Source organism: Sulfurovum indicum (genome assembly GCF_014931715.1).
GTDB classification, from domain to species: domain Bacteria; phylum Campylobacterota; class Campylobacteria; order Campylobacterales; family Sulfurovaceae; genus Sulfurovum; species Sulfurovum indicum.
Genome location: NZ_CP063164.1, coordinates 1,243,169 through 1,265,018 on the forward strand (window position 1 = coordinate 1,243,169; position 21,850 = coordinate 1,265,018).

A 21,850-nucleotide genomic window follows, 5' to 3' on the forward strand; every position below is an offset into this window, starting at 1 on the left:
GGAATAAATGCTGAATATATAATGTGCTTTAAGGTTCTGCCTTGTTGACGAAACTCCCGATAGTGTAAATTTTATTGAGTTATCATTCCTATCTCTACCACGTAACTATATTTATTTGGGAATATGGTAGATTTGTCATATTTTAGCTGATGTATGCATTCTCTCGTACAACTTAGAAATGCAAAAATACAACCTCACTCATCCTCCAATTCCTCAGGAAGCTCCAGAACATCGATCTTCGGTAATGCATTCCCTCCGGCAATCCCCTGAAGTGAACCGTACATCTCGGTAGTATTGGCCAGTACAGAGTCTATGAGCTTTTGGCGGCGTTTCCAGGCTGCCATGAGGGAGCGTCTCTCTTTGTCGAGCTCGGTCTGCATCTGCATGAAGCCGTCGACAATGGCTTTGAGCTGCATCTGAAACTCGTTGCCTGTAAGGTAGTTGTAGAGCAGTGTCATCTTGTCAGACTTGTTCTCCTCCTTTTGTACCGTCGCATGGATGCGGATGAGGCTTTCACGCAGCAGAGAAACCGAGCCTTTGAACTCCTCAAGAGAACAAACCCAGATGCCATCCACCCAGCCCATACGCTCCATGCCGTTAGGATAGACCGATGTTACCAGCACACCGATGTCTGCACTAGCTCCCAACATATCTTGCTTGAGTTTAACGATCCAGTTGTCACTCCACGCCTTGGTATTCTTCGACTCGTAGCAGATAATGCCGCAGTTTTGGGCATCGCGGGTGTGGACTGTCTGGATGCAGTCGGCTCCAAACGCCCCCTTTTTGACCTCTTCGATGGTATCAAACGGAAACTGGCTTGCCAACCAACTCTCGATGGCAAGCTCCAGTGCCTCACCCTGTACCTGCATGCTCCCCTGCTCTGCTTTGCGCTTGGCATCTTCAAGGCTGCGCTTAAGCTGCTCGAGCTGTTCATCTTTCTCCTTGAGTTTGAGTGCCTGCGCCTCCTCAACCTCCTTGAGCTTCTGTACCGCCATTTCATCGAGCATCTTCTGCATCTTGACTTTTTCGTCCCCCAGCCGTCTGTTGAGCTCCGCTTCGGCTTCCGCCTTTGCCTTGAGTGCCAGCTCTTCCTTTTCACGTTTGAGCTGTGCTATCTCAACCTTGGCGGCACTGAGCTCCTGGATCTCCTTGGACTTCTCTTCAAGCTCCTTCTGCATCATCGCCATCGCCTCGCTCTGATCCTCGACGATCTGCCGCTTGAGCTCATCGGCAAGTTTGGCACGCTCAACCTTCAGCTGCTCTCTTGTCGCTTTACGTAGTTCTTCATCGAACTTCTCTTTTTCTTCCAAAAGGGCTTCCTCTTTGGCTTTAAGTGCATCCAGATGGCTCTTGTACTGTTTGCGTGCCTCGTCGATCTCTGCTTGCAGTTTCTTTTTCTCTGCTAACTGCTGTGCCTTGAACTTCTCCTCAATTTGGTGATAGAATATCTCATCAATGTCTATTTGTGTACCACAGTTTGGGCACTGAATCGTATTGGCAGAAGGCATAAGTTGATCCTTTGAACTTTATTGGTTAAATTTTATCGTAAATTATCAAAGTCTTGTAACTATATGTCATTTTGTCATATAATTTTTAAAAAAGGAGATCCATGCGCCTCTTCATCGCCTCACCTGTTGCTCTGGATGACTATGAAACCGTTAAAAAAGATTTTGAAGGCATCTTTGAGGGCAAGTGGACCGAAGAGGAGAACCTGCATCTGACATGGGTATTTCTGGGAGAGACAGAAGACGCAACCCCTGTTCTTAACAAACTAAAAACGCTCACACCGCTTGAAAGTGAAGTACAGATATCCGAACTCGGGTACTTTGGCAGGCCGCCAAGGGTCTTTTATGCAAAAGCGGAGTCTCAGGTACTCAACAGCAAAGCACGGGAGTTTAAAGAGGCCGACTTCAAGCTTTACCGCTTTAAACCGCACATTACACTTTGCCGCATCAAAGTCATCCATGACTACAAAGCCTATAAAGAGATGATGAAAAGCTACAGAGAAAAAATGTTGGGAAAAGTGCTGCCGCAGATACACCTTTACAAAAGCACCCTTACACAAAAGGGTGCCCATTATGAAAAGTTAGTCTAAAAATGCCAGCAAAGAGGCTGTCACCGCCACATTGAGCGACTCAACCCCTCTGTTCATAGGGATGGATATACGCTCATCACAAAGTCTCTCTATCTGGGGAGAGACACCCTCACTCTCATTACCCAAAATAAAAATGCACTTCTCACCGTAGTTTTGTTCTTTGTAGCTCTTCTCTGCATGGGAAGAGAGTGTATAGAGTTCAGCACCCTCTCTCTTCAGTACAGAAAGCGTCTCTTTAAGATTTGAGGTTTTGATAATGGGCATTTTAAAAAGCGTACCTACACTGGCTTTGATGACCAGCGGGCTGATCTGTGCGGCACCTTTGGCAGGAAGCAGAACGGCATCGATGTTCCCTGCCGCACAGGAGCGGATGATCATACCGAGGTTCTGTGGGTTCGTCACTCCGTCAAGTGCGATCATGCGATATTTAATATTTTTTGATATAAAATCATCGGCGGAACCAAACTGCTCCAGCACAATATCCAGTGCCACCCCCTGATCCTGCTTTGCATTCTTGGAGATACGAGAGAGTGCCTGTTTGTCATGATAGGCAACCTCAATGCCGCGTTCCTTTGCAATGGCTGCCATTTTATCCAGTGCAGGAGCCGGCTTGTTAGACTTTGAGAAGTGAAGTTTATAGATGGTTACCGCAGGGTCTTCCAATGCTTCAAGCACCGCATTGCGCCCATAAATAGTCAAAACCTTTTCGAAAAAAGCTTTCTTTGCAAGGTACTCAGCAGAGTCCTGCTTCGAGCGCTGAGCGTTGAGCGTTGAGGAATTAGACATAGTTCTTCTTTAATCCTACCAGCATACGGGAAATATCATTAAGCTCTTTTATCCAACCTAATCCTATTTCCTTTTCAATATAGCCGATTTCTATACCAATATAGGTTTGAGTGATCAATTCTGCATTTGAACCACGGGCAATTTCAATAAAACGTACTTTCTCTTTATCTGATTCTTTTTCCAAACCTTCAGCAATGTTACTTGCAATAGAAAGAGAACTTCGGGTAATTTGGTCTTTAAAACCAAAATCTTTACACTTAGCAAAAATCCTATATACTTCTACACTCAAACGGCAACTGCGTTTCCATACATCTAATCTCTCACAACGCAAATAGAACTCCCTTCTAAACACTCAACGCTAAGCGCTTAACTCTTCAAAATAGGCTTTGCCTATTTTGACTCTCCATTCCACGCAATATGCGGTTTTCCGTTCTCGTCAAACTCTACCGCCGGCATTCCCATAACATTGAATCCGCCGTCAACATAGTGAATCTCACCTGTCACCGCAGAACTGAGGTCAGAGAGCAGATACATACCTGAGTTCCCTACCTCCTCGATGGTAACATTCTTTTTCAGTGGCGAGTGTGCCGCATTCCACTTGAGCATGAAAGAGAAATCACCAATCCCCGATGCCGCAAGTGTTTTGATAGGGCCTGCAGAGATAGCATTGACCCTGATACCGTCACGTCCAAGATCTTCTGCAAGATATTTGACAGTCATCTCCAGTGCTGCTTTGGCAACACCCATGAGATTGTAGTTAGGAATGTACTTGACTCCACCGTAATAAGAGAGTGTCAGGACAGAGGCGTTGTCAGAGAGGATCGGTTTAAGCTCTCTGGTGACCTCGATGAGTGAATAGACAGAAATATCCATCGCTACATCAAATGCCTCTTTGGATATGTCCGAAAAACGTCCGCTCAGTCCCTCTTTGGGTGCAAATGCAATAGAGTGCACGATAAAGTCGATCTGACCAAAGTCTTTTTCAAGAGACTCTTTGAGTGCTTTGATCTCTTCAGGCTTGCTCACATCACACGGATAGAGTCTGGCTCCGCAGCCAAGATCATCTGCAATAGGAGCAAGCTTGTGTTCAAAACGCTCATTCAGGAATGTAATGGCCATTTCCGCACCCTGCTCCCTGCATGCTTTTGCAATACCGTATGCAATGGATTTTTTGTTTGCGATGCCCAGAATAACACCTTTTTTACCTTTCATTATCATGCTTTTATTCTCCAAAAATTAATTCCGATATTTTATCATCATTGAGGTAAAATGTAGAACATATATAACAAAAAGAAAGAAAAGAAAACCTATGCATAAAATACTCATCATCAATACCGGAGGAACTTTCAATAAAAAATATAATCCGATCTCCGGTGATCTGGAAGTAGATCAGGAAGCTGAAGCACTGGACTCTCTGGCTTCCAAATGGCTTTGCAAATTCAATATTATCAATATTATCGGCAAAGACTCTCTTGAAATGACAAACCACGACCGGCTTGAACTGCTTGCAACGATCCATCAGTCGAATAATGAGAAGATCATCATTGTACATGGGACCGATACGATGCACCTGACAGCAGAGTATCTTGCCGATTCAGACCTGGAGAAACAGATCGTTCTTACCGGTGCAATGGTGCCCTACAGTATCGACCCTGTAGAGGCCACCGCCAATTTTGCTTCAGCCTGCGGTTATCTTGAATGCTTACAGAAAGAGGGTATATATATTGCGATGAACGGCCTTGTCGGCCCCTATGAAAAAATCATAAAAGAGCGCCAAAAAGGGCGGTTTGTATTAAAAAATATTACCTAGCTGTTTCTTGTATTGACACTTCTGTAAAAAGAGTGCTATAATGGAAAAATGTTTAGTACTCAAAAGGAGAAAATATGAGAATCTCTAAATTAATGATCGTGCTGGCTGCATTTATTGCTGCATTGAACTTTACAGGATGTGCCCCATATGCAGAAGGTGTTGCGGTCAATACAGTCACTTACGGTGAGCCGTTTTACTATGAAGATTATAACTATGGCATTAACCGAAATGCAGAATACAGACGCGGTGTACGTGACGGATGCAGCTCCAGGCAGGGAAGATGGAGAAAAGATACCTATCTTTACCGTAACAGCTACAGCTATAGAAACGGATGGAAGGCCGGATACAGGGAATGCCGAAGAGCGGCTACCCATAACTACTACCAGCAGGGATACAATGACGGATGCTGGTCAAAACGCCATCCAGGTACAAGAAAGAAACAAAATCTCTACAGGAACAGCAGAAGTTACAGAAATGGCTGGAACAGAGGCTTCAGAGAGTGTAGACAAAATGCTGTCATAAACTACTATAAAAAAGGATACAGTGACGGATGCTGGTCAAAACGCCATCCAGGTACAAGAAAGAACCAAAACCTCTACAGGAACAACAGAAGTTACAGAAATGGCTGGAATGCAGGTTTCAGAAAGTGTAAACAAGCCCCTGTAATCAACTACTACCAAAAAGGATACAGCGACGGATGCTGGTCAAAACGCCATCCCACTACAAGAAAGAACCAAAACCTCTACAGAAACAACAGGAGTTACAGAAATGGCTGGAATACGGGTTTCAGAGAGTGTAGAAGAAACTATTGATAAGATCCAGGGTATACCGGTTCTGTTCCGGTATATCAAATGCTCAACGCATTGCAGGCAGCAATACTTTAACCCTGAATATACTTTAGGGATCACCGACTTCTCACAGACCGTTGTCTCATGCACACTTCGCAATTCCAATATACAGGTTTTCACACTTTAACCCTACTGCTTCACTTCATACAGACCCTGTACCAAATCCATAACACACAGAAACCTGATATAATAGAGAAGAAATATCATACTGAAGGGAAATAAGATGATACAAAAAATATCCCTGTTTATTCTAACTGCTGCTTTGCTGGCCGGATGCAGTCCCTCTATGACTTCCCTGACAGCTTCCAAAAGGTATGAAAAACCGACACCGGAAAAGGAAGAGAAGTTTCAGGAAGTCATGATAAAAGTAGCACAAAGCACACAAGAGAATCCCATCTATCATAGAATGGCGCTTAACAGCCCGGAAGAGAAAGAGTGGTTTAAAGATCTGATGTACCGTTTATGGGACAGACAGATCACAAGAAAAGAGTTCATAGCAGAAGGAACGGCAAAATATCCGGACCATATCTATGAGTTCAGCTATATCGCCAATGCCTATCAGCGTTTTTAGCTGTCCGGGTGCAAAGCTCTTTCAGGCATATTCAATGGGGTCTTTGGCACCGGCCTGCTCAAAACCGCGCAGACGTAATCTACAGCTGTCACATACCCCACACGCTTTATCTTCAGACTGGTAGCAGCTCCAGGTATGTTCCAAAGGTACTCCCAGCGCCAGTGACCTTGCAACGATCTGGCTCTTTTTCATATGGACCAAAGGCATCTTTATCTCGATACAGGTCTCATCTTTTGTTCCAAGGTTGATCGCTTTCTGCATCTGTTCAATGTAATGCTCCCTGCAGTCAGGATAACCTGAACTGTCTTCCTCTACCACACCGATAAAGAGTGCTTCTGCACCATGTTTTTCGGCAACAGATGCTGCGATGGAGAGAAAGATACCGTTACGGAACGGTACATAGGTTACCGGGACACCTTCTTCCAGCCCCCCGGTAGGGACATCAATACTTTTGTCCGTCAGTGCTGAAGCACCTATCTGCTCAAAAAAAGGCAGATCGATCTCATAACGCTCTGCAGCTTCTATCTCTTGAGCGATCTTCCTGAAACACTCAAGCTCTTTGTACTCTGTCCTCTGTCCATAGTTAAAATGCAGTGCAATGATCTCATACCCCTCTTTTTGGGCGATCTTTGCACTCAACGCACTATCCATTCCGCCAGAGATAATACAGACTGCTTTTTTCATCAAATATTGCCTTTATGCTTCAAGTTTTACTCTCCTGCATTTTACCAAGATTTGGGTAAAATGGCACCCATGTTAATAGATTTAGTAAATGAAACCGACCTGCCTGTAGATACGGATATGCTTGAAAAGATCGCAAAAGATCTTACTGAACGCCAGATAGAGCTCATTATTACCGGCAATGACGGCATAAGAGCCCTCAATGCCGAGCATAGAGACAAAGACATGGCAACTGATGTTCTGAGCTTTCCAATGGGTGACACAGTTCCTCATACACCGCTTGGCGCCATTGTTATCTCAAAAGATTTCGTAACACAAAAGGCCAAAGAGCTTGGCCACACGGAGCAGGAGGAACTTACTCTGCTCTTCATTCATGGCCTGCTTCACCTGCTTGGATTCGATCATGAGACAGATCAGGGAGAAATGCGCCGGAAAGAGGCATTGCTTATTGAGAGATGGAAACTGCCAAAAAGTCTCATAATTCGGAATGAAAAGGAAGAGTCATGAACTTTCTGATATTTGTGATCGCAATGGGTGTCCTCATCTGGGGAGCCGATATGCTTATACGCCAAAGCGAGAAGATCGCACTCAGGTTCAACATCCCCGAATTCATCATAGGTGCAACACTGATCGCTTTGGGAACATCTCTGCCCGAGATGGCAGCCAGTATCGCAGCAAGTGCGGGAGACAAACCCGATATTGCCATTTCAAACGTGATCGGAAGCAATATCCTGAATATCACGCTGGTACTGGCTTCTGTTTTTCTGATTGCAAAAAATATATCACCGAACAGGGATTTTTTTGCCAAAGACAGTACCTGGGCACTGGTACCTGTTTTTGTATTTATTTTGATGATACTTGATGGAGTCATCTCGCGTTTTGATGCTTCTCTGCTGCTCCTTCTGATGGGGGCATACCTGCTTTTTTTGCTCCAGGATGCCAAAAACATCCCTGAAGAAGAGCTTGACGATGTCGATATGGCACATTTTAGCTGGACAACAACCATCCCGATGCTTATCATCGGATTTATACTGGTCATTGCAGGAGCACACTTTACTGTGGAGAGTGCCTCTGATATAGCCAAGAGTTTCGGAATTTCAGAATGGGTCATCGGGATTATTCTCATCTCCCTGGGAACTTCTCTTCCTGAGCTTGTCGTGAGCATCTCCGCCGCTGTCAAGGGAAAGGTCGATATGGCTATTGGCAATATCATTGGTTCAAATATGGCCAATACCAGTGTCGTACTTGGTGCTGCCGCTTTTGTCAAACCTATGCCGATTGAATCATTCAACTATATCTTTGACATTAGCACAATGATTGTTGCCACTCTGCTGCTGGTCTTCCTGACCGCAAACAAACTTTATACCAAATCCGCGGGGATCAGTCTGGTCATCATTCTCGGCCTCTTTCTGGAGCACACCATACAGAGCATCTAGCCGGTATCTTTCATACAACCGGTTCTTTTATCTCCGTAAATTACTCTTTTATATTTCCAAACAGCTAAAAAGTTTCCATATACCGGCCGTCTCCACCCTTTTTATATGAACCGCCTTTAGAGATCTGCTCTGCTTCATTCAAGCTGTTTTGGGAAGCTGCTTCTCTCTCTTTAAAGTAGTTATGTGCATAAAGCCACTTGTATATCATGGCTGCCATAGGACCGGATGTACTTCCTCCGTGTCCCCCATGCTCGACAAGCACTGTGACGACATATTGCGGATCATTGTAGGGTGCATAGGTTGTAATCCATGCATGAGAACGATGGAAATATTCCAGTTCAGACTCCTTAAGACGTTTGATGGTTGACTGGGGAATGGAGGTAACCTGGGATGTCCCTGTCTTACCGGCTACAACGACCGGCAGATCATGCATCGCTTTATAAGCCGTTCCCTTTCGTGTATTACAGACATCATACATTCCTTTGCGTATCTCTGTGATCGAAACCGGATCGAACCTGATAGGCTTGCTTGTCGGCCTGGTCACGTTGCCATCTACAAGTTTTGCCACTCTTGGGGTAACAAGGTTGCCTGTAGCGATCAGTGCCGTATAACGTGCAACCTGCAGCGGTGTTACAGAGTCGTATCCCTGCCCTATAGATGCGATCACTGTTTCTCCTTTGTACCAAGGCTGTTTGAAGCGCCGCATCTTCCATGCTTTGTCCGGGATCACCCCGTTATATTCACGTGGCAGATCTACACCTGTTTTGACACCAAGACCAAAAGCATGAAGATTTTTTGCCATATCGTCGATCCCGACCTTTAAACTCTTTTTGTAGAAAAATACATCACAGCTTTCCCGTATTGCTTTACGCAGATGTACATCACCGTGTCCATAATGTTTCCAGCATCTGAACTTGTGTTTACTCTTTCCGATGGTAATGAACCCGTTACAGTACTCCGATTGTCCCAGAATACCGGGGATCGCTTTGTCAAATGCCAGTGCCATTCCCATCTTGATAGTAGATCCGGGAGGATAGGTACCATGTGTGATCTTATTTGTAAACGGGTGTGCAAGGTCTTCTTGAAGTGCCCGCCAGTCTTTGGAGCTGATACCGCCCACGAACAGATTCGGATCGTATGCCGGATAACTCACAGCTGCAACGATCTCACCTGTCGTACGCATCACAATAGCGACACCGGTCTCTTTCATATCGGCAAACTCCTGATAGATCATCTGCTGCAGATCGATATCAATATTCAATGTAAGATTCTTGTTATCTTTTGGCAATACCTTTTCAAGTACCTCTATCGTACGGTTTGTCGCAGTCACTTTATTGATCACATAACCGAGTTCCCCCTGCAGTACTTTATTGTAATAGCGTTCCAAACCGCTTTTGCCTACTTTGCCGACGACATCGACTACTTCATCCGCTTCATTCTCTTTTTGGTTTGATCGTCCGGTATAACCGACAAGATGTGCTACATATTTTCCATAAGGGTAGTAGCGTTTTGTTTCTGCTTCGATCTTTATCTCCGGGTAAAGACTCAGTTTGGCATAGGCTCCCATCATATCCGCATAAGGTATAAAGTCAACCACTTTGATGAATTTATGATTATAGGGGGAACTCTGTTTCCTGTATACTTTGTAAAGTACTGTCGTGTTCAGATCAGGAAAAGTTTCAGCAAGTACTTCTCCTACCGCTTCAAGTCTCTTGTCCCCCTCCTTAAGGTGCGGCATGACCGATACAGAAAAGCCGATCTGATTCATTGCCAGAAGCTTGCCATGCACATCTGTGATCTCCCCTCTGACCGGTTTGAGATACTCTTTGCGTTCAATATTCTCTTTTGCCAGTTCCTCATAGTAGTAATTTGATTTGATACTGACATGATAGAGGCGAATCATCATCACTGCCCAAACTGCAATAAAGATCAGAATGATAAATTGATATCTCATATGATCACCGCCACAAGAAGATCCACAATCAAAGGATAGAGAAGAATGTCATCAAGCACTACATTCTTTGTTTGAAAAACAAAATCATATGAGAGCAGGAAAGCGAGATAGACAAGATCGACCATCAGCACCGTCAGAAGCGGTGTACAGACCTTGCACCGTCTAAAATGAATGAAGTGCGGGTAGAAAAAGATATAGACGAACAGAGTTGCTATAGAAGCAAGAAAAAAGGGTAAAGAGAGGTTAATATTCATATTTAACATATAAAGCAGAGAAACCGCTATGTAGGAAACCTTTCCCCTCTCGATTCCCAGGATCAAAATATATCCCATGATACCGATGAAGAGAGGGAGAAAAACATAGATGGAAATAAGCATCGGATAAAAGAGGATGAACATCGCAATGAGTATCCACAAGAGTAATTTCTGTAAAAAATGTTTGGTCTTCTCCATGATCTCTTCTATATTTTATAGACCAGAGCCACTTCGTTACAGACAGGGAAGTGGATACACTTGATACAGTCAGTCCAGATCTTATGTTCAGGTATCCCCTCTTTATTGATCTCTTTAAATCCTATCTTTGCAAAGAAATCCGGCAGATAGGTCAAGACAAGTACATCCTCTTTTACACCCAGGTCTTTTGCTTCTTCAAGCGTGAACTGCACCAGTTTCTGACCGATATGACGACCACGATAGTCCTCATCGACAATCAGGCTTCGTATTTCAGCCAAACGTGGAGAGTGGATATGCAGTGCAGTATAACCTACAAGTCTGCCGTTCACTTTTGCCAGAACATAGGAGCGGATGTTTGTTGCAACTTCATCTTCACTCCGGTCAAGGATAATCCCCTCTTTCACTTCTGAAGCCACCAGCTCCTGCATAGCCGGGATATCGGCAAGTTTGGCTTTAACCAGCTCTATCACTCGGCAGCTCCTCTTGTGATCTTTCTTCTTCATCTACACCAAAGATCGTTTGGAGTATCTCCCTGTGCACCCTTTCATGCCCACTCTTTTTAAGATTGGAAAGTGTAATGGAGCCGGGAAATTCACGTTTGAGTTTGGCACGCTCCTTCTGGTTCAGTTTGTCTGTCTTTGTAAAGACCGTCAAGTAGCGCTGATCGGGTCTGATAAACTCAGAGATGTATGCCTCTACATCATCATCGATCTTGGCATGGGGATGTCTGGCATCACGCAGGTGGATAAAAAGACGTATGGAGACACGATGTTCAATGAACTCCACCAGGTTCCTCTGCCATACCTCTTTAAGTGTTTTGGAGACCTTGGCATATCCAAAGCCCGGCAAATCTACAAAACGTACAGGATAGCTCTCTTCATTGTAGAGATAACGTGTTTCAAAGAAGTTGATCAGCTGTGTCTTCCCCGGTGTCGCAGAACTCTTTGCAAGATTTTTTCGGTTGGTCAGAGAGTTGAGTGTTGAACTTTTTCCCACATTGGAACGCCCCAGAAAAACCACTTCACTCATATCTTCAGGCAGTGAGTCGGCGATACTCTGTGCCGACTTGATAAAATCTGCTTCTACTATACGCGGACTACTCACTCTTCTTCTCCATATCAAAAATGAACTTCACCGGTTTTTTACGGTTTCCTTTTACACTTGCATCTCCCGTGATAAGATCAAGTATGATCTCCTCACCGTTGACATGCCGTTTATTGACAATATCATCAATAACCGCTTTTCCTCTCAGAATATATCTTGATCTTTTCGGATCATAGGTTACTTTGTCGGCACTTCCTTTGTAAAGTGCCTCTTTCTGCTTCAATTCAAAGGTAACATTACCGACTGCTTCATACTTCTTTGTCTCATTGTTCTCGTCAAAATAGACAATGATCTCATCACCATGGATCCAGTTATCCAACTGTTTCACTTTTGCATTTCCCATAAAATGAACCTCTTTTTTAAGATCCATGGCTTTCATACTGTCAGAAGTGATCTGTACCTTCTCAGCCCAGAGTGAGAGAGTAAATACCACCAGCAAGATAATTTTCATACGATTCAATACTGCACCTTTATATCAAAGTATCATTATATCATTTTTCCGCCGTATATACGACAGCTTTCAGCATTGTGGCAAAAGCCTCTTTGCGTACGGTGTCATACTGAAGTGTTTCCCCCTGTATGACATTTTTGTTCAGGTAGGCGACAAAAGGAGAGGTCACATAGATAACCTCTGCTGATTTGTCATAGTAGGCATGCTCCGTATAATACTTAAATCCCTCTTTCTGCATCAGACTTACATTGCCGTCAAGATAGATCCTGTTATCTTCATATCTGCCCTTGTCAGCCAAAAGAAGTTCAATATTCTCATTGCTGTAACGCAGATTCTCTATGGTCAATATACCTGCTATACGTGTACCTCGGGTACCGTACGCAACCCCCTCTCTTTTATGTATGGTCACTTCGGTAAAGGTTGTACCGGTAAACTCAAGCTCTTTGTCAAATACTTCATCCAATACTTTCTGGTCACTTAGCTGTATAGACATAGTAAGCACAGAGGTAAATGCGATCAACAGTACAAGCAACAGTTCTAGTTTTAATCCCATAATTCAAGATACTTCGCTTCCAGTCCCTCTTTTTTAATAAGGTACTCTATCATTTCACGTACAGCACCTTCTCCACCTTTTTTGTTCAAAACCACATCTGCGATCTTGTCCACATAGGGGCTGGCATCCCTGGGGACAAAAGAGATGGCAGCAGCTCTGAGCATGGGAAGGTCATTGAGATCATCCCCTATGGCAGCGACATGTTTCATTTCAATATCAAGTTTTTTCAAAAGCCTGTCCAGTACCTCTTTTTTATTGTCAACTCCCTGATAAAAGTGTTCAATATGCAGCTCTTTGGCCCTCCGTGCGACGATCTGTGAACTTCTGCCTGTGATAATTGCTACTTGTCTTCCCAAACGTCTCCAGGAAGCGATCGCCAAACCGTCCTTTACATTAAATGACTTGATCTCGTCACCCGCTTCACTGTAAGTGATACGACTGTCGGTCATCGTACCGTCTACATCCAACACGATCAGTTTGATACTCATAGAACACCCTTGGTACTTGGAATACCTGCATTCTCATTGACTGCTACAGCTCGGCGCAGTGAAACAGCCAGAGCCTTGAATGCTCCTTCAATAATATGATGTTTATTTTTACCGCGATTATAGATAAGATGCAGGGTAAGGGGAAGATTGAAAGCAAATGCCCTGAAGAACTCTTCTACCAGTTCCACATCGAACTCACCTACTTTCCCGCCTATCGGCAGTTCAAATACCAAGAATCCACGGTTTGAAAGATCGATATCACACGTAATACTCGCCTCATCCATAACCACAGTTGCATTACCGAAGCGTTCAATACTTTTAACCGGATAGATCGCCTCCCTGAGTGCCTGTCCGATAACGATACCGACATCTTCGACCGTATGGTGATCATCAATATGGGTATCTCCTTTACACGTCACTTCCATATCGATATGGGCATGCTTGGTAAAAGCTTCCAGCATATGGTCAAAAAATCCTACACCTGTATCTATCTTCGCTTCTCCTTTTCCATAAAGATTCAATTTGACAGTGATCTGTGTCTCTTTGGTCTCTCGTCTCTTTTCGATCATCTATTCCCCTTTATTTACTTAATTGCGTATAATGGCTGCACCGGTAAGCCCCAGGCAGTTGTCTCTGTAGTCTCTTGCTGCTTCTTCACTTGCAAATCCCATCATAAAGACCCGGTAAAGTGTACGTCCGGTCCCATCTACACCATCTGCTTTTTTAATGACAACTCGGAATTTGTTCCCGCCAAGTGTTTCATACTTTCTTTTAGTGACCAGTGCACCTTCATAACGCACGAATGCACCGACCTGGATACCAAAGTTCGTTAGTTTCATACGGGCTTCTGTTTTGCTCGCCTTTGCTTTGGCAATGGCTTGCGGAGAGTGTACTTTCCCTGCAAATCCGACAACTTCTATCTTCACTTTTGCAATACCCATTCTGTCAAGCCCCAGCTCTTTTCCCGCAGCATAGCTGCAGTCAATAATACGCCCTTTGACAAACGGTCCCCTGTCATTGATGCGCACAATAGTGCTTCTTCCGTTCTGCAGGTTCGTTACCTTGACCATTGTATCCATCGGCCACGTTTTATGCGCTGCTGTTCTTGCATGCATATTGTAACGCTCTCCGTTACTGGTCTGCTTGCCGTGAAAATTGGGTCCGTACCAACTGGAGATCCCTGTCATGGTCTGCCCTACTTTGACATAGGTAGGCTGATATGTCTTTCCCAATACCGTGTAACAGCGCATGGTTGACTTGTACCGTGCAGCACTGGTAAACTTACCGGAACTATACTTGTCCGGCTTTCCGGAACAACCAGTAAGAGACAATATCGCAGACAACACTACAGCACCGGAAAGAAGAAGAAAACGTCTCTTGGACATTGGGAAACCTTACATCAAATTAGGCAGATATTATCTCTTTATTTGACTTTATATCTGCTTGATAGTTTATCGTCTCAGAAAGCGGATCCACTCTGGCAGCAGTCTTTTTTAAAGACCGAACAGTCTGTTGGCGTTTCCTGTAGTCAATGTTTCCATCTCTGTACGGGAAAGTCCGCTGAGTTCACACATTTTATCGGCTATCAGAGTACAATAGGAAGGTTCATTTCGCTTTCCTCTATGCGGATGCGGGGTAAGATAGGGAGCATCAGTTTCAATAAGCAGTCTATCATGCGGGATCTTTGGAAAAACATTGATCAGCTTACGTGCATTTTTGAACGTGAGTACGCCGCCAATTCCATAATAAAAATGCTTTTGGGCCAGTTTCAGGAGTGATTCATTCGCATTATAACAATGCAGAACACCCCCCTCTTCCCCGGCATATTCGTCCAGCATATCAAGAGAATCCTGACTTGATTCGCGAATATGTACGATCAATGGTTTTTTCACTTTTTTGGCCAAAAGTATCTGATCGAGAAATACCTCTTTTTGCAATACTTTTTCAGCTGCGATCTCATCTTCCTTTTCAGGAAGACGATAGTAATCCAGTCCGCACTCACCAACAGCAACACATTTGGGATGCTCGACGAACTTCTCCAGATAACATCTGTCATACTCTTTCGCATCGTAAGGATGTACGCCTGCCGCAAAATAGACCTCTTCATATTTTTCAGCGATCTCAACCGCTCTCTCAAGACTCTCCGGATCAGCACCGGGAATAATAAACTTTCCAACACCCTGGACCACTGCTCTTTGTATCACTTCTTCAAGATCGTCATTGTAACGAATATCATCGAGGTGACAATGTGTATCTACTATCATTTCAACCCTGTTTTTTTAATGCAATTATACCCAAAACAGACTATCTTTGATTTGAAACAACTTTTTCTAATACTAAATAAGTTATAGTAATAACATATTGTGTGTGGAGGGTGTAATCTATGGGTGCTGCAATAGTTATAGGTATTATCATATTTGTCATTGTTCTTATTGTTTATCTTGAGTATAAAAACGAAAAAGCGTACCAGGAAAAAAGGCGTCAGGAGAAGGAGAAGAAAAAGAAAAAACTCACGCCAAAAGTGACAAGACGTCCTACTCCTGCATCTCAAAAAAAGAAACCGCTCACTCCTCCACCTGCACCTCAAAAAAAAGAGACCCGTAAAGAGCACCCCCTCAAAGCTGAAAAGAAAAAGCCTGCTGCAGAAACCAAACCGGAAACAACTGATATCCCCCAGACTGTGAAAACGGAACCCCCAGCAGAAGTCCCGAAAAAGAAAGAGAAGCAGGCAGTAAAAGAGACTTCAAGAACCGAAGAGAAGCCGACTGTAGAACTCCCCAGGTGTGAATACCCCGAGTTCAACTACAGCCGTCTCATAGCAATGGGGCTCTCCGAAGAAGAAGCTCATGAGTTCATCCGGGAACTTATTCCCCAGATCCTTGAGCAGATCCCCCTGATCGAGGAAGCGATGGAGATTCCGGACTTCCATAAAATGGAACGCTTGACACACAGTATCAAAGGGTCTTCTACCACCATTGGTACAGGAGGGGTCTCAGACCTGCTTGTCGACTACAATACCTATCTGAAAACAGGAGAAGAGCTTGTAGTGGTGAAGGAGTACCAGAGGCATCTCAAATATTATCTGCAGACACTTAGAGAACAGTTTCCCGAAAAAAGCTGAGCATACTCTCAACTCCGTAACTTTCTGGCAAACGCCACGGCCTGTTCTGTAGGATTCTCTCCGGCAATAATACGGCAGATCTCCGCTATCCTTCCTTCTTCATCCAACACTCTTGCCCTGCTGACACCACTCTCTTTTTCCACAACAATATGCTGTGTTGCTTTTGCTGAAAGATGCGGCTGGTGGGAGATGGCAAATATCTGGTAGCCTTTGGCAAGTGTCGCAATCATTTCGGCAATAGCGATCGATTCATCTCCGCTTACGTTCGCATCGATCTCGTCAAGTATCAGTACCCCCTGTGCTTGTCTCTCTTGGGGCATAGTTGCAGCCATCAATGCCAAACGTACACGATTGAATTCACCTCCGCTGAGTGTATCCATCATCATAGAAGCTCCAAGACGCACCTCTACACTGTCAATACCGTTTTCCCCCAACTCTTCCGTATAGAAATCGAAATAGAGTGGTGGCAGTTTAAGAGAAGAAAGATAGTCTGCCAGGCTCGCTTCCAGTACTGCAGCCTCCTTTCTCCGTAACTGGGAAAGACGGGATGCAATAATATTCAGTTCGGAGAACTCTATCTGCAGAAAACTCTGTAACATACTTTTATCCTGTGCTATATGCCGGTATCCTTCCAACTCTTTGATCTTTTCATCTCTGTAGGACAGGGCCTCCTCTATCGATCCGTAACGGCTCTTGAGCGACATAAGTTCACTCAGTCTGTCCAGTACCTCTTCAACATCGATTTCTTCAAGTTCATCGGCCAGCATTTCACTCTCTTCAAAGTCTGCTCTGAGCTGACCCATTGCTTCGGAAAATGGGGTAACATCTTTATCCAGAAGGCGATAGACCTCTTCTACACTGCTCTCATAATGAAAGATCTCACTGGCTCTGCTCAGCGCATCTCTAACCTTGTCAATATGCGAGAGCTGCTGTTTAACCTTGAGCAGTTTCTCCTCTTCCCCTACTTTGGGATCAATAAGGCTGATCTTGTCTATCTCATACTGTGCAAACTCCATTTTTTCAGCAAGCTTTGCTTCATCTTCTTCTATCTTCTCCAACTGCAGCTCTTTACTGCGATAGTTGGCATAACGTTTCTTATACTCTTTGAGTGACTTTTTAAAGGTTTTGTCTTTGGCAGAAAGACTCCGGTCTATCATACCAATCAGTGAAGCTGAGTCAAAGCCGCTTTGGTCCCGTACAGTAAGATATTTTATATAGGGAGCGAACATCTCAGCCAAAGCTTTTTTTGAGATACTCTGTCCGTCGATAAAATAGCGAAGTTTCTCTTTTTTAAGTGTTTTTATGCACAGGTTCTCCTCAAGTACAAATGCGTCACTCTGCAGTTTGGAAGGTTTTTGCAGATTTACCTCACACAATGCAGCGGCTCCCTTGGCAGCGTATCCGAAACTTGAAAGTATGGCGGAGATAAGCACCGATTTTCCTGCACCGCTTGGACCACTGAATACCACCAGTCCCTGTTCAAACTCCAATTCAAGCTCTTTGAAGCTTACCAGGTCACGGAGATAAAGGCGCTCTACCAATTTCTATCTCCCCAATGGAGCTTCTCACGAAGCACGGAGAAGTAATTGTGTTCTTTCCGGTGAATGAGTGTCGCACCCTTTTTGGCTCCGGCTATATAAAGTACATCCCCCTCTTCAAGCTCATAGACTTCCTGCCCGTCAATTGATGCAATAGCTCTGTACTTCTCAGCATCAAGCTCTATGCTGAAGTCAGCCGGTACGACAAGCGGACGCTGGTTTGCCAGAGAGTGTGCGAGAACAGGTGTAATAATGAATGCCTGTGTCAGAGGATAGAGTATAGGACCGCCAGCAGAGAGATTATATGCAGTCGAACCTGTTGGTGTAGAGATGATCAGCCCGTCACCTGTGTAACTGTTGAAACGTTCTCCATCGATAGAAGCATTTACTTTTACCATTTTGGAAGGCTCAGGAGAAGTAATGACCACATCATTGAAAGCGATGAACTTTTTCTTCTTGCCTGATACTTTTTGAACATACCCTTCTATCATCATACGGTCGTCAATACGGTATTCTCCTGCAAGCAGACGGCCCAGGAAGGCATCAACATCATCAATAGTAATATCTGCCAAAAATCCAAGGTTTCCGGCATTGATACCTACGACAGGTTTATGGAAGCCGTAGCTTCTGCGTACCAGGGAAAGCAGCGTACCGTCACCCCCCAAGGAGACCAGGAAATCCGACCTTGTACACATCTCAGCGAAAGGAACCCCCTCCAGACCGATCGTTTCGGCGGATCTCTCTGAAAGCAGTACGGTGATCCCTTTACTCTCGAACTCTCTTTTGATCTTCTCATAAACCGGCTTTATCTCCGGTGCATCCGGTTTGAGTATAAATCCTGCTGTCTTGACCTGTTCTAGTTGTTTCACAGATAGTCACTCCATTGCTTTATTACCGTACCAATTAAATACCTCAATCTTTGATGCTGCAATTTCATTCACAGACAAGGCAGATTTTCGCAGGACTAGCCAGAGGCTAATTCAAGAAAATCTAACGCCGTATGTGGGCGAAAGTGCTGCACCCTTCGGGGAGAACGATACGAGACAACCTGCACGCAAAAAAATCTTTGAATTACCTACGGGTAGTCCTTCAGATTTTTCACGCACATCTTGCCTCGTCTCGTTCTCTCAAAGTTTGAGGTATTTAGTTGGTGCGGTAATAGTAATAATGATAGCCTAACATAATGTTGCTTGTGAGGTTCAAAAATATTTCAAATTGACATCTATTCTTTATTAAAAAATATCCTAAAAGTATCACTGCACGTTAAAGATGATTTGTATTAGACAATTTAGCCCTAAACAACTTTTGGCTATAATCGCGCAACTTATTTCATCCCGGATTGATAAGTGCATCATTCGGGTTTATACGAGGAATGCACGTGAGAACACACTATTGTGCCGAAATTAATGAACAACATATTGGTGAGGAAGTCACCGTTGCCGGCTGGGTTGCCAGCCGGAGAGACCATGGAGGCGTGATCTTCATCGACCTTCGTGACAAAGATGAAGTCGTACAGCTTGTCTGTGACCCGGCTGACAATGCCGATGCGCATAAAGTAGCCGAAGAGGTCAGGGACCAGTTCGTACTTATTGCTACAGGTAAAGTAAGAGCCAGGGGAGAGGGACTGGAAAATCCTAATCTCAAGACCGGCAAGGTAGAACTCGTCGTAGATACACTCAAAATTGAGAACCGTTCCAAACCGATGCCGTTTGATATCGGAGATGAGAAGGTTAACGAAGAGATCCGGCTGAAATACCGCTACCTTGAGCTTCGAAGCCAAAAGTCCTACGATATCTTCAAACTGCGTTCCAAAGCGACCATCGCAACACGTAACTCACTGGATGAACTCGGTTTCCTTGAAGTAGAGACACCTGTGCTTACCAAGTCTACACCTGAGGGAGCCAGAGACTACCTTGTGCCAAGCCGTGTTCACCCTGGCGAGTTCTATGCACTTCCCCAGTCTCCGCAACTCTTCAAGCAGCTTTTGATGGTCTCAGGTTTTGACCGTTATTTTCAGATCGCAAAATGTTTCCGCGATGAAGACCTCAGAGCTGACAGACAACCGGAATTTACGCAGATAGATGTTGAGATGAGTTTCTGTACGCAAGAGGATGTTATTGCTGTTGCTGAAAAACTTATCAATGATATCTTCACACAGTGTGGTTTTGAGATCCCTAAGACTTTCAGACGCATTACCCATAATGAAGCGATGGAGAAGTACGGAACAGACAAGCCTGATATGCGTTATGACATGGCTATGGTGGATGTCATCGATATCTTTGAAAGATGTGACAATGAGATATTCTCATCAATCGCAAAGGCACCAAAAAAGAACCGTATCAAGGCACTTAAGGTACCAAACGGTGACAACATCTTTTCCAAACGCCAGATGAAAGGTTTTGAGGAGTATGTACGTAAATTCGGTGCCCAGGGACTGGGATACTTCCAAATGAAAGAGGACGGGCTCAAAGGTCCACTGACCAAGTTCTTTACCCAGGAAGATATCCAGGCGATCATCGAGCGCTGTGAGCTTCAGACAGGTGATGTAGTCTTCTTCGGTGCAGGTGAGAAAAAAGTTGTACTCGACTACATGGGTCGTTTCCGTATCTATCTTGCAGAGATCATGGAGATCATTCCTCAGGATGTATTTGAATTCCTGTGGGTCGTTGACTTTCCGATGTTCGAAGTTGAGGAGGGGCGTGTCAAGGCACTCCACCATCCGTTCACTCAACCGAAATCACTTGACTATGAAGATATTGAAGAGATCGAATCGATCGCATACGATATTGTACTGAACGGTACGGAACTCGGCGGTGGATCCATCCGTATACACAAAGAGGAAGTACAGGCTGAGATCTTCAAATTGCTGGGAATCTCTGAAGAAGAGGCACAGGAGAAGTTTGGCTTCCTGCTTGATGCTCTCAAGTTCGGTGCACCTCCGCACGGCGGATTTGCATTGGGGCTGGACAGACTCATCATGCTGATGACAGGTGCAGAGAGCATCCGTGATGTCATCGCTTTCCCTAAAACACAAAGAGCCCAATGTCTGCTTACACAGGCTCCGGGTATGGTGGACGGAGAGCAGCTTAAAGAGTTGGGTCTTCGTATCAGACAGACACCGGTCGCATAGATTGGGGCTTAGGGATAACAGAGAGTTGATAATAATAGAGAATATACAATAAAAAAGGATAACAGCATGAAAAAACTATTTTTGATCATTGGAGCACCGGGTTCCGGAAAAACAACCGATGCAAGTCTTATTGCAGAAAAGAATGACAACATTGTTCACTACTCTACCGGTGACATGCTCCGCGAAGAGGTAGCAAGCGGATCTGAACTGGGGAAAGAGATTGAGAGTTACATTTCCAAAGGTGCTTTAGTCCCTCTTGAGATCATTGTAAATACAATTGTTTCTGCGATCAACAATGCCCCTGTAGACAATATCCTTATTGATGGATATCCAAGAAGCGAAGAGCAGATGACCGCATTTGATGAACTGGTAAGCAAAGAAGAGAATATTGACCTTGTTTCCGTTATCGAAGTACGTGTGAGTGAAGAAGTAGCCAGAGAAAGAATACTGGGACGCAGAGCAGAAGCAGCACCTGGAGAAGAAAGAAGTGATGACAATGAAGAGGTATTCGTAAGCCGAATGAAGATCTATACAGATCCGCTTCCGAAAATACAGGAGTTCTATGAAACAAAAGGTCTTTTGACTGTTATAAACGGAGAAAGAACGCTTGACGAAGTCGTTTCCGATATGGAGCAGTTCATTCTAAGTAAAATCTAATCTTTTCAGCATCTGCTGTTTCAAAAGAGCCCTGAACAGAGGTGCTCTTTTGATTTGTGTATCTCTGCAATATCCTTACCGGCAACCCTTCTTCTATAATCAATTATATTCATTACAACATTTCATAATAATAATTAAATTTGCACAATAATAGCCTGCTACAATCCATAAAATA

The 21,850-nt window shown here is 44.3% G+C and carries 26 protein-coding genes; 9 read left to right on the forward strand and 17 right to left on the reverse strand.

Features of this window, described 5'->3' with window-relative positions:
• Positions 1-194 precede the first annotated feature (194 nt).
• Entirely contained in the window at positions 195-1,508 is a 1,314-nt protein-coding gene (locus IMZ28_RS06260) for a DUF2130 domain-containing protein (RefSeq protein WP_197547741.1), read from the reverse strand.
• Between the two features lie 101 nt (positions 1,509-1,609).
• Between IMZ28_RS06260 and thpR the strand changes: the two genes are divergently transcribed.
• The gene (gene thpR, locus IMZ28_RS06265; protein ID WP_197547742.1) at positions 1,610-2,095 is read left to right on the forward strand and encodes an RNA 2',3'-cyclic phosphodiesterase; all 486 of its coding nucleotides are present in this window, start codon (positions 1,610-1,612) and stop codon (positions 2,093-2,095) included.
• Here the strand turns inward: thpR and rlmB are convergent.
• From rlmB to fabI, 3 genes are read right to left on the reverse strand one after another with little or no spacing between them, the layout of a single operon-like run.
• Entirely contained in the window at positions 2,087-2,881 is a 795-nt protein-coding gene (gene rlmB / locus IMZ28_RS06270) for a 23S rRNA (guanosine(2251)-2'-O)-methyltransferase RlmB (protein WP_197547743.1), read from the reverse strand. The genes thpR and rlmB overlap by 9 nt on opposite strands.
• The gene (locus tag IMZ28_RS06275; RefSeq protein ID WP_197547744.1) at positions 2,874-3,212 is read right to left on the reverse strand and encodes a four helix bundle protein; all 339 of its coding nucleotides are present in this window, start codon (positions 3,210-3,212) and stop codon (positions 2,874-2,876) included. The genes rlmB and IMZ28_RS06275 overlap by 8 nt, the downstream gene beginning before the upstream one ends.
• A 59-nt stretch (positions 3,213-3,271) precedes the next feature.
• Positions 3,272-4,099, reverse strand: a complete 828-nt coding sequence (fabI, locus tag IMZ28_RS06280) for an enoyl-ACP reductase FabI (RefSeq protein ID WP_197547745.1) — start codon at positions 4,097-4,099, stop codon at positions 3,272-3,274.
• A gap of 91 nt (positions 4,100-4,190) precedes the next feature.
• Here fabI and IMZ28_RS06285 point away from each other — a divergent pair, with 91 nt between their 5' ends.
• The 3 genes from IMZ28_RS06285 to IMZ28_RS06295 all read left to right on the forward strand — a co-directional run bounded on the left by IMZ28_RS06285 (position 4,191) and on the right by IMZ28_RS06295 (position 6,110).
• Complete coding sequence (locus IMZ28_RS06285; protein WP_197547746.1) at positions 4,191-4,691, forward strand: asparaginase domain-containing protein; 501 nt, start codon at positions 4,191-4,193, stop codon at positions 4,689-4,691.
• A 74-nt stretch (positions 4,692-4,765) separates the two neighbouring features.
• Positions 4,766-5,503 carry a hypothetical protein gene (locus tag IMZ28_RS06290; protein ID WP_197547747.1) on the forward strand — a complete coding sequence of 246 codons (738 nt, stop codon included), beginning with the start codon at positions 4,766-4,768 and terminating at the stop codon, positions 5,501-5,503.
• A gap of 259 nt (positions 5,504-5,762) precedes the next feature.
• A complete protein-coding gene (locus tag IMZ28_RS06295) occupies positions 5,763-6,110 on the forward strand; it encodes a hypothetical protein (protein WP_197547748.1) in 348 nt (115 codons plus the stop codon).
• A 21-nt stretch (positions 6,111-6,131) separates the two neighbouring features.
• Here IMZ28_RS06295 and queC read toward each other — a convergent pair whose 3' ends face one another.
• Positions 6,132-6,794 carry a 7-cyano-7-deazaguanine synthase QueC gene (queC, locus tag IMZ28_RS06300; RefSeq protein ID WP_197547749.1) on the reverse strand — a complete coding sequence of 221 codons (663 nt, stop codon included), beginning with the start codon at positions 6,792-6,794 and terminating at the stop codon, positions 6,132-6,134.
• Positions 6,795-6,863: 69 nt separating this feature from the next.
• Here queC and ybeY point away from each other — a divergent pair, with 69 nt between their 5' ends.
• Both ybeY and IMZ28_RS06310 read left to right on the forward strand, forming a co-directional pair.
• Positions 6,864-7,298, forward strand: a complete 435-nt coding sequence (gene ybeY, locus IMZ28_RS06305; protein ID WP_197547750.1) for an rRNA maturation RNase YbeY — start codon at positions 6,864-6,866, stop codon at positions 7,296-7,298.
• Positions 7,295-8,227: a calcium/sodium antiporter gene (locus IMZ28_RS06310; protein WP_197547751.1), complete on the forward strand. Its 933-nt coding sequence runs from the start codon at positions 7,295-7,297 to the stop codon at positions 8,225-8,227. Before ybeY ends, IMZ28_RS06310 begins: the two co-directional genes overlap by 4 nt.
• Before the next feature lie 64 nt (positions 8,228-8,291).
• On the opposite strand, the gene mrdA is transcribed toward IMZ28_RS06310, so the two are convergent.
• The 10 genes from mrdA to IMZ28_RS06360 form a co-directional block, all read right to left on the reverse strand.
• Positions 8,292-10,181 (reverse strand): penicillin-binding protein 2, encoded by a 1,890-nt coding sequence (gene mrdA / locus IMZ28_RS06315; RefSeq protein WP_197547752.1) that lies wholly within the window; start codon positions 10,179-10,181, stop codon positions 8,292-8,294.
• Positions 10,178-10,633: a hypothetical protein gene (locus tag IMZ28_RS06320; protein ID WP_197547753.1), complete on the reverse strand. Its 456-nt coding sequence runs from the start codon at positions 10,631-10,633 to the stop codon at positions 10,178-10,180. Before IMZ28_RS06320 ends, mrdA begins: the two co-directional genes overlap by 4 nt.
• Positions 10,634-10,641: 8 nt before the next feature.
• Positions 10,642-11,103, reverse strand: coding sequence for an N-acetyltransferase (locus IMZ28_RS06325; RefSeq protein ID WP_197547754.1), 462 nt, complete (start codon positions 11,101-11,103; stop codon positions 10,642-10,644).
• Positions 11,087-11,737, reverse strand: coding sequence for a ribosome biogenesis GTP-binding protein YihA/YsxC (gene yihA, locus IMZ28_RS06330; protein ID WP_197547755.1), 651 nt, complete (start codon positions 11,735-11,737; stop codon positions 11,087-11,089). The genes IMZ28_RS06325 and yihA overlap by 17 nt, the downstream gene beginning before the upstream one ends.
• Entirely contained in the window at positions 11,730-12,188 is a 459-nt protein-coding gene (gene lptA, locus IMZ28_RS06335) for a lipopolysaccharide transport periplasmic protein LptA (RefSeq protein WP_197547756.1), read from the reverse strand. Before lptA ends, yihA begins: the two co-directional genes overlap by 8 nt.
• A gap of 40 nt (positions 12,189-12,228) precedes the next feature.
• Positions 12,229-12,741 (reverse strand): hypothetical protein, encoded by a 513-nt coding sequence (locus IMZ28_RS06340; RefSeq protein WP_197547757.1) that lies wholly within the window; start codon positions 12,739-12,741, stop codon positions 12,229-12,231.
• Positions 12,732-13,229 carry a KdsC family phosphatase gene (locus tag IMZ28_RS06345; RefSeq protein WP_197547758.1) on the reverse strand — a complete coding sequence of 166 codons (498 nt, stop codon included), beginning with the start codon at positions 13,227-13,229 and terminating at the stop codon, positions 12,732-12,734. The genes IMZ28_RS06340 and IMZ28_RS06345 overlap by 10 nt, the downstream gene beginning before the upstream one ends.
• Positions 13,226-13,798: an imidazoleglycerol-phosphate dehydratase HisB gene (gene hisB, locus IMZ28_RS06350; protein ID WP_197547759.1), complete on the reverse strand. Its 573-nt coding sequence runs from the start codon at positions 13,796-13,798 to the stop codon at positions 13,226-13,228. The genes IMZ28_RS06345 and hisB overlap by 4 nt, the downstream gene beginning before the upstream one ends.
• Before the next feature lie 18 nt (positions 13,799-13,816).
• Complete coding sequence (locus tag IMZ28_RS06355) at positions 13,817-14,614, reverse strand: septal ring lytic transglycosylase RlpA family protein (RefSeq protein WP_197547760.1); 798 nt, start codon at positions 14,612-14,614, stop codon at positions 13,817-13,819.
• A 108-nt stretch (positions 14,615-14,722) separates the two neighbouring features.
• Positions 14,723-15,493 carry a TatD family hydrolase gene (locus tag IMZ28_RS06360; RefSeq protein ID WP_197547761.1) on the reverse strand — a complete coding sequence of 257 codons (771 nt, stop codon included), beginning with the start codon at positions 15,491-15,493 and terminating at the stop codon, positions 14,723-14,725.
• Between the two features lie 119 nt (positions 15,494-15,612).
• Here IMZ28_RS06360 and IMZ28_RS06365 point away from each other — a divergent pair, with 119 nt between their 5' ends.
• Positions 15,613-16,350 (forward strand): Hpt domain-containing protein, encoded by a 738-nt coding sequence (locus IMZ28_RS06365; protein ID WP_197547762.1) that lies wholly within the window; start codon positions 15,613-15,615, stop codon positions 16,348-16,350.
• 8 nt (positions 16,351-16,358) lie between these two features.
• Here IMZ28_RS06365 and IMZ28_RS06370 read toward each other — a convergent pair whose 3' ends face one another.
• Positions 16,359-17,891 carry a DNA repair protein RecN gene (locus IMZ28_RS06370; protein ID WP_197547763.1) on the reverse strand — a complete coding sequence of 511 codons (1,533 nt, stop codon included), beginning with the start codon at positions 17,889-17,891 and terminating at the stop codon, positions 16,359-16,361.
• On the reverse strand, positions 17,885-18,757 hold the full coding sequence (locus tag IMZ28_RS06375) for an NAD(+)/NADH kinase (RefSeq protein ID WP_197547764.1): 873 nt from the start codon (positions 18,755-18,757) through the stop codon (positions 17,885-17,887). Before IMZ28_RS06375 ends, IMZ28_RS06370 begins: the two co-directional genes overlap by 7 nt.
• Positions 18,758-19,266: 509 nt before the next feature.
• On the opposite strand from IMZ28_RS06375, the gene aspS reads away from it, so the two are divergent.
• Both aspS and IMZ28_RS06385 read left to right on the forward strand, forming a co-directional pair.
• Positions 19,267-21,018, forward strand: coding sequence for an aspartate--tRNA ligase (gene aspS, locus IMZ28_RS06380; RefSeq protein ID WP_197547765.1), 1,752 nt, complete (start codon positions 19,267-19,269; stop codon positions 21,016-21,018).
• A gap of 66 nt (positions 21,019-21,084) precedes the next feature.
• Complete coding sequence (locus tag IMZ28_RS06385; protein ID WP_197547766.1) at positions 21,085-21,675, forward strand: adenylate kinase; 591 nt, start codon at positions 21,085-21,087, stop codon at positions 21,673-21,675.
• The last annotated feature ends 175 nt before the right edge of the window (positions 21,676-21,850 follow it).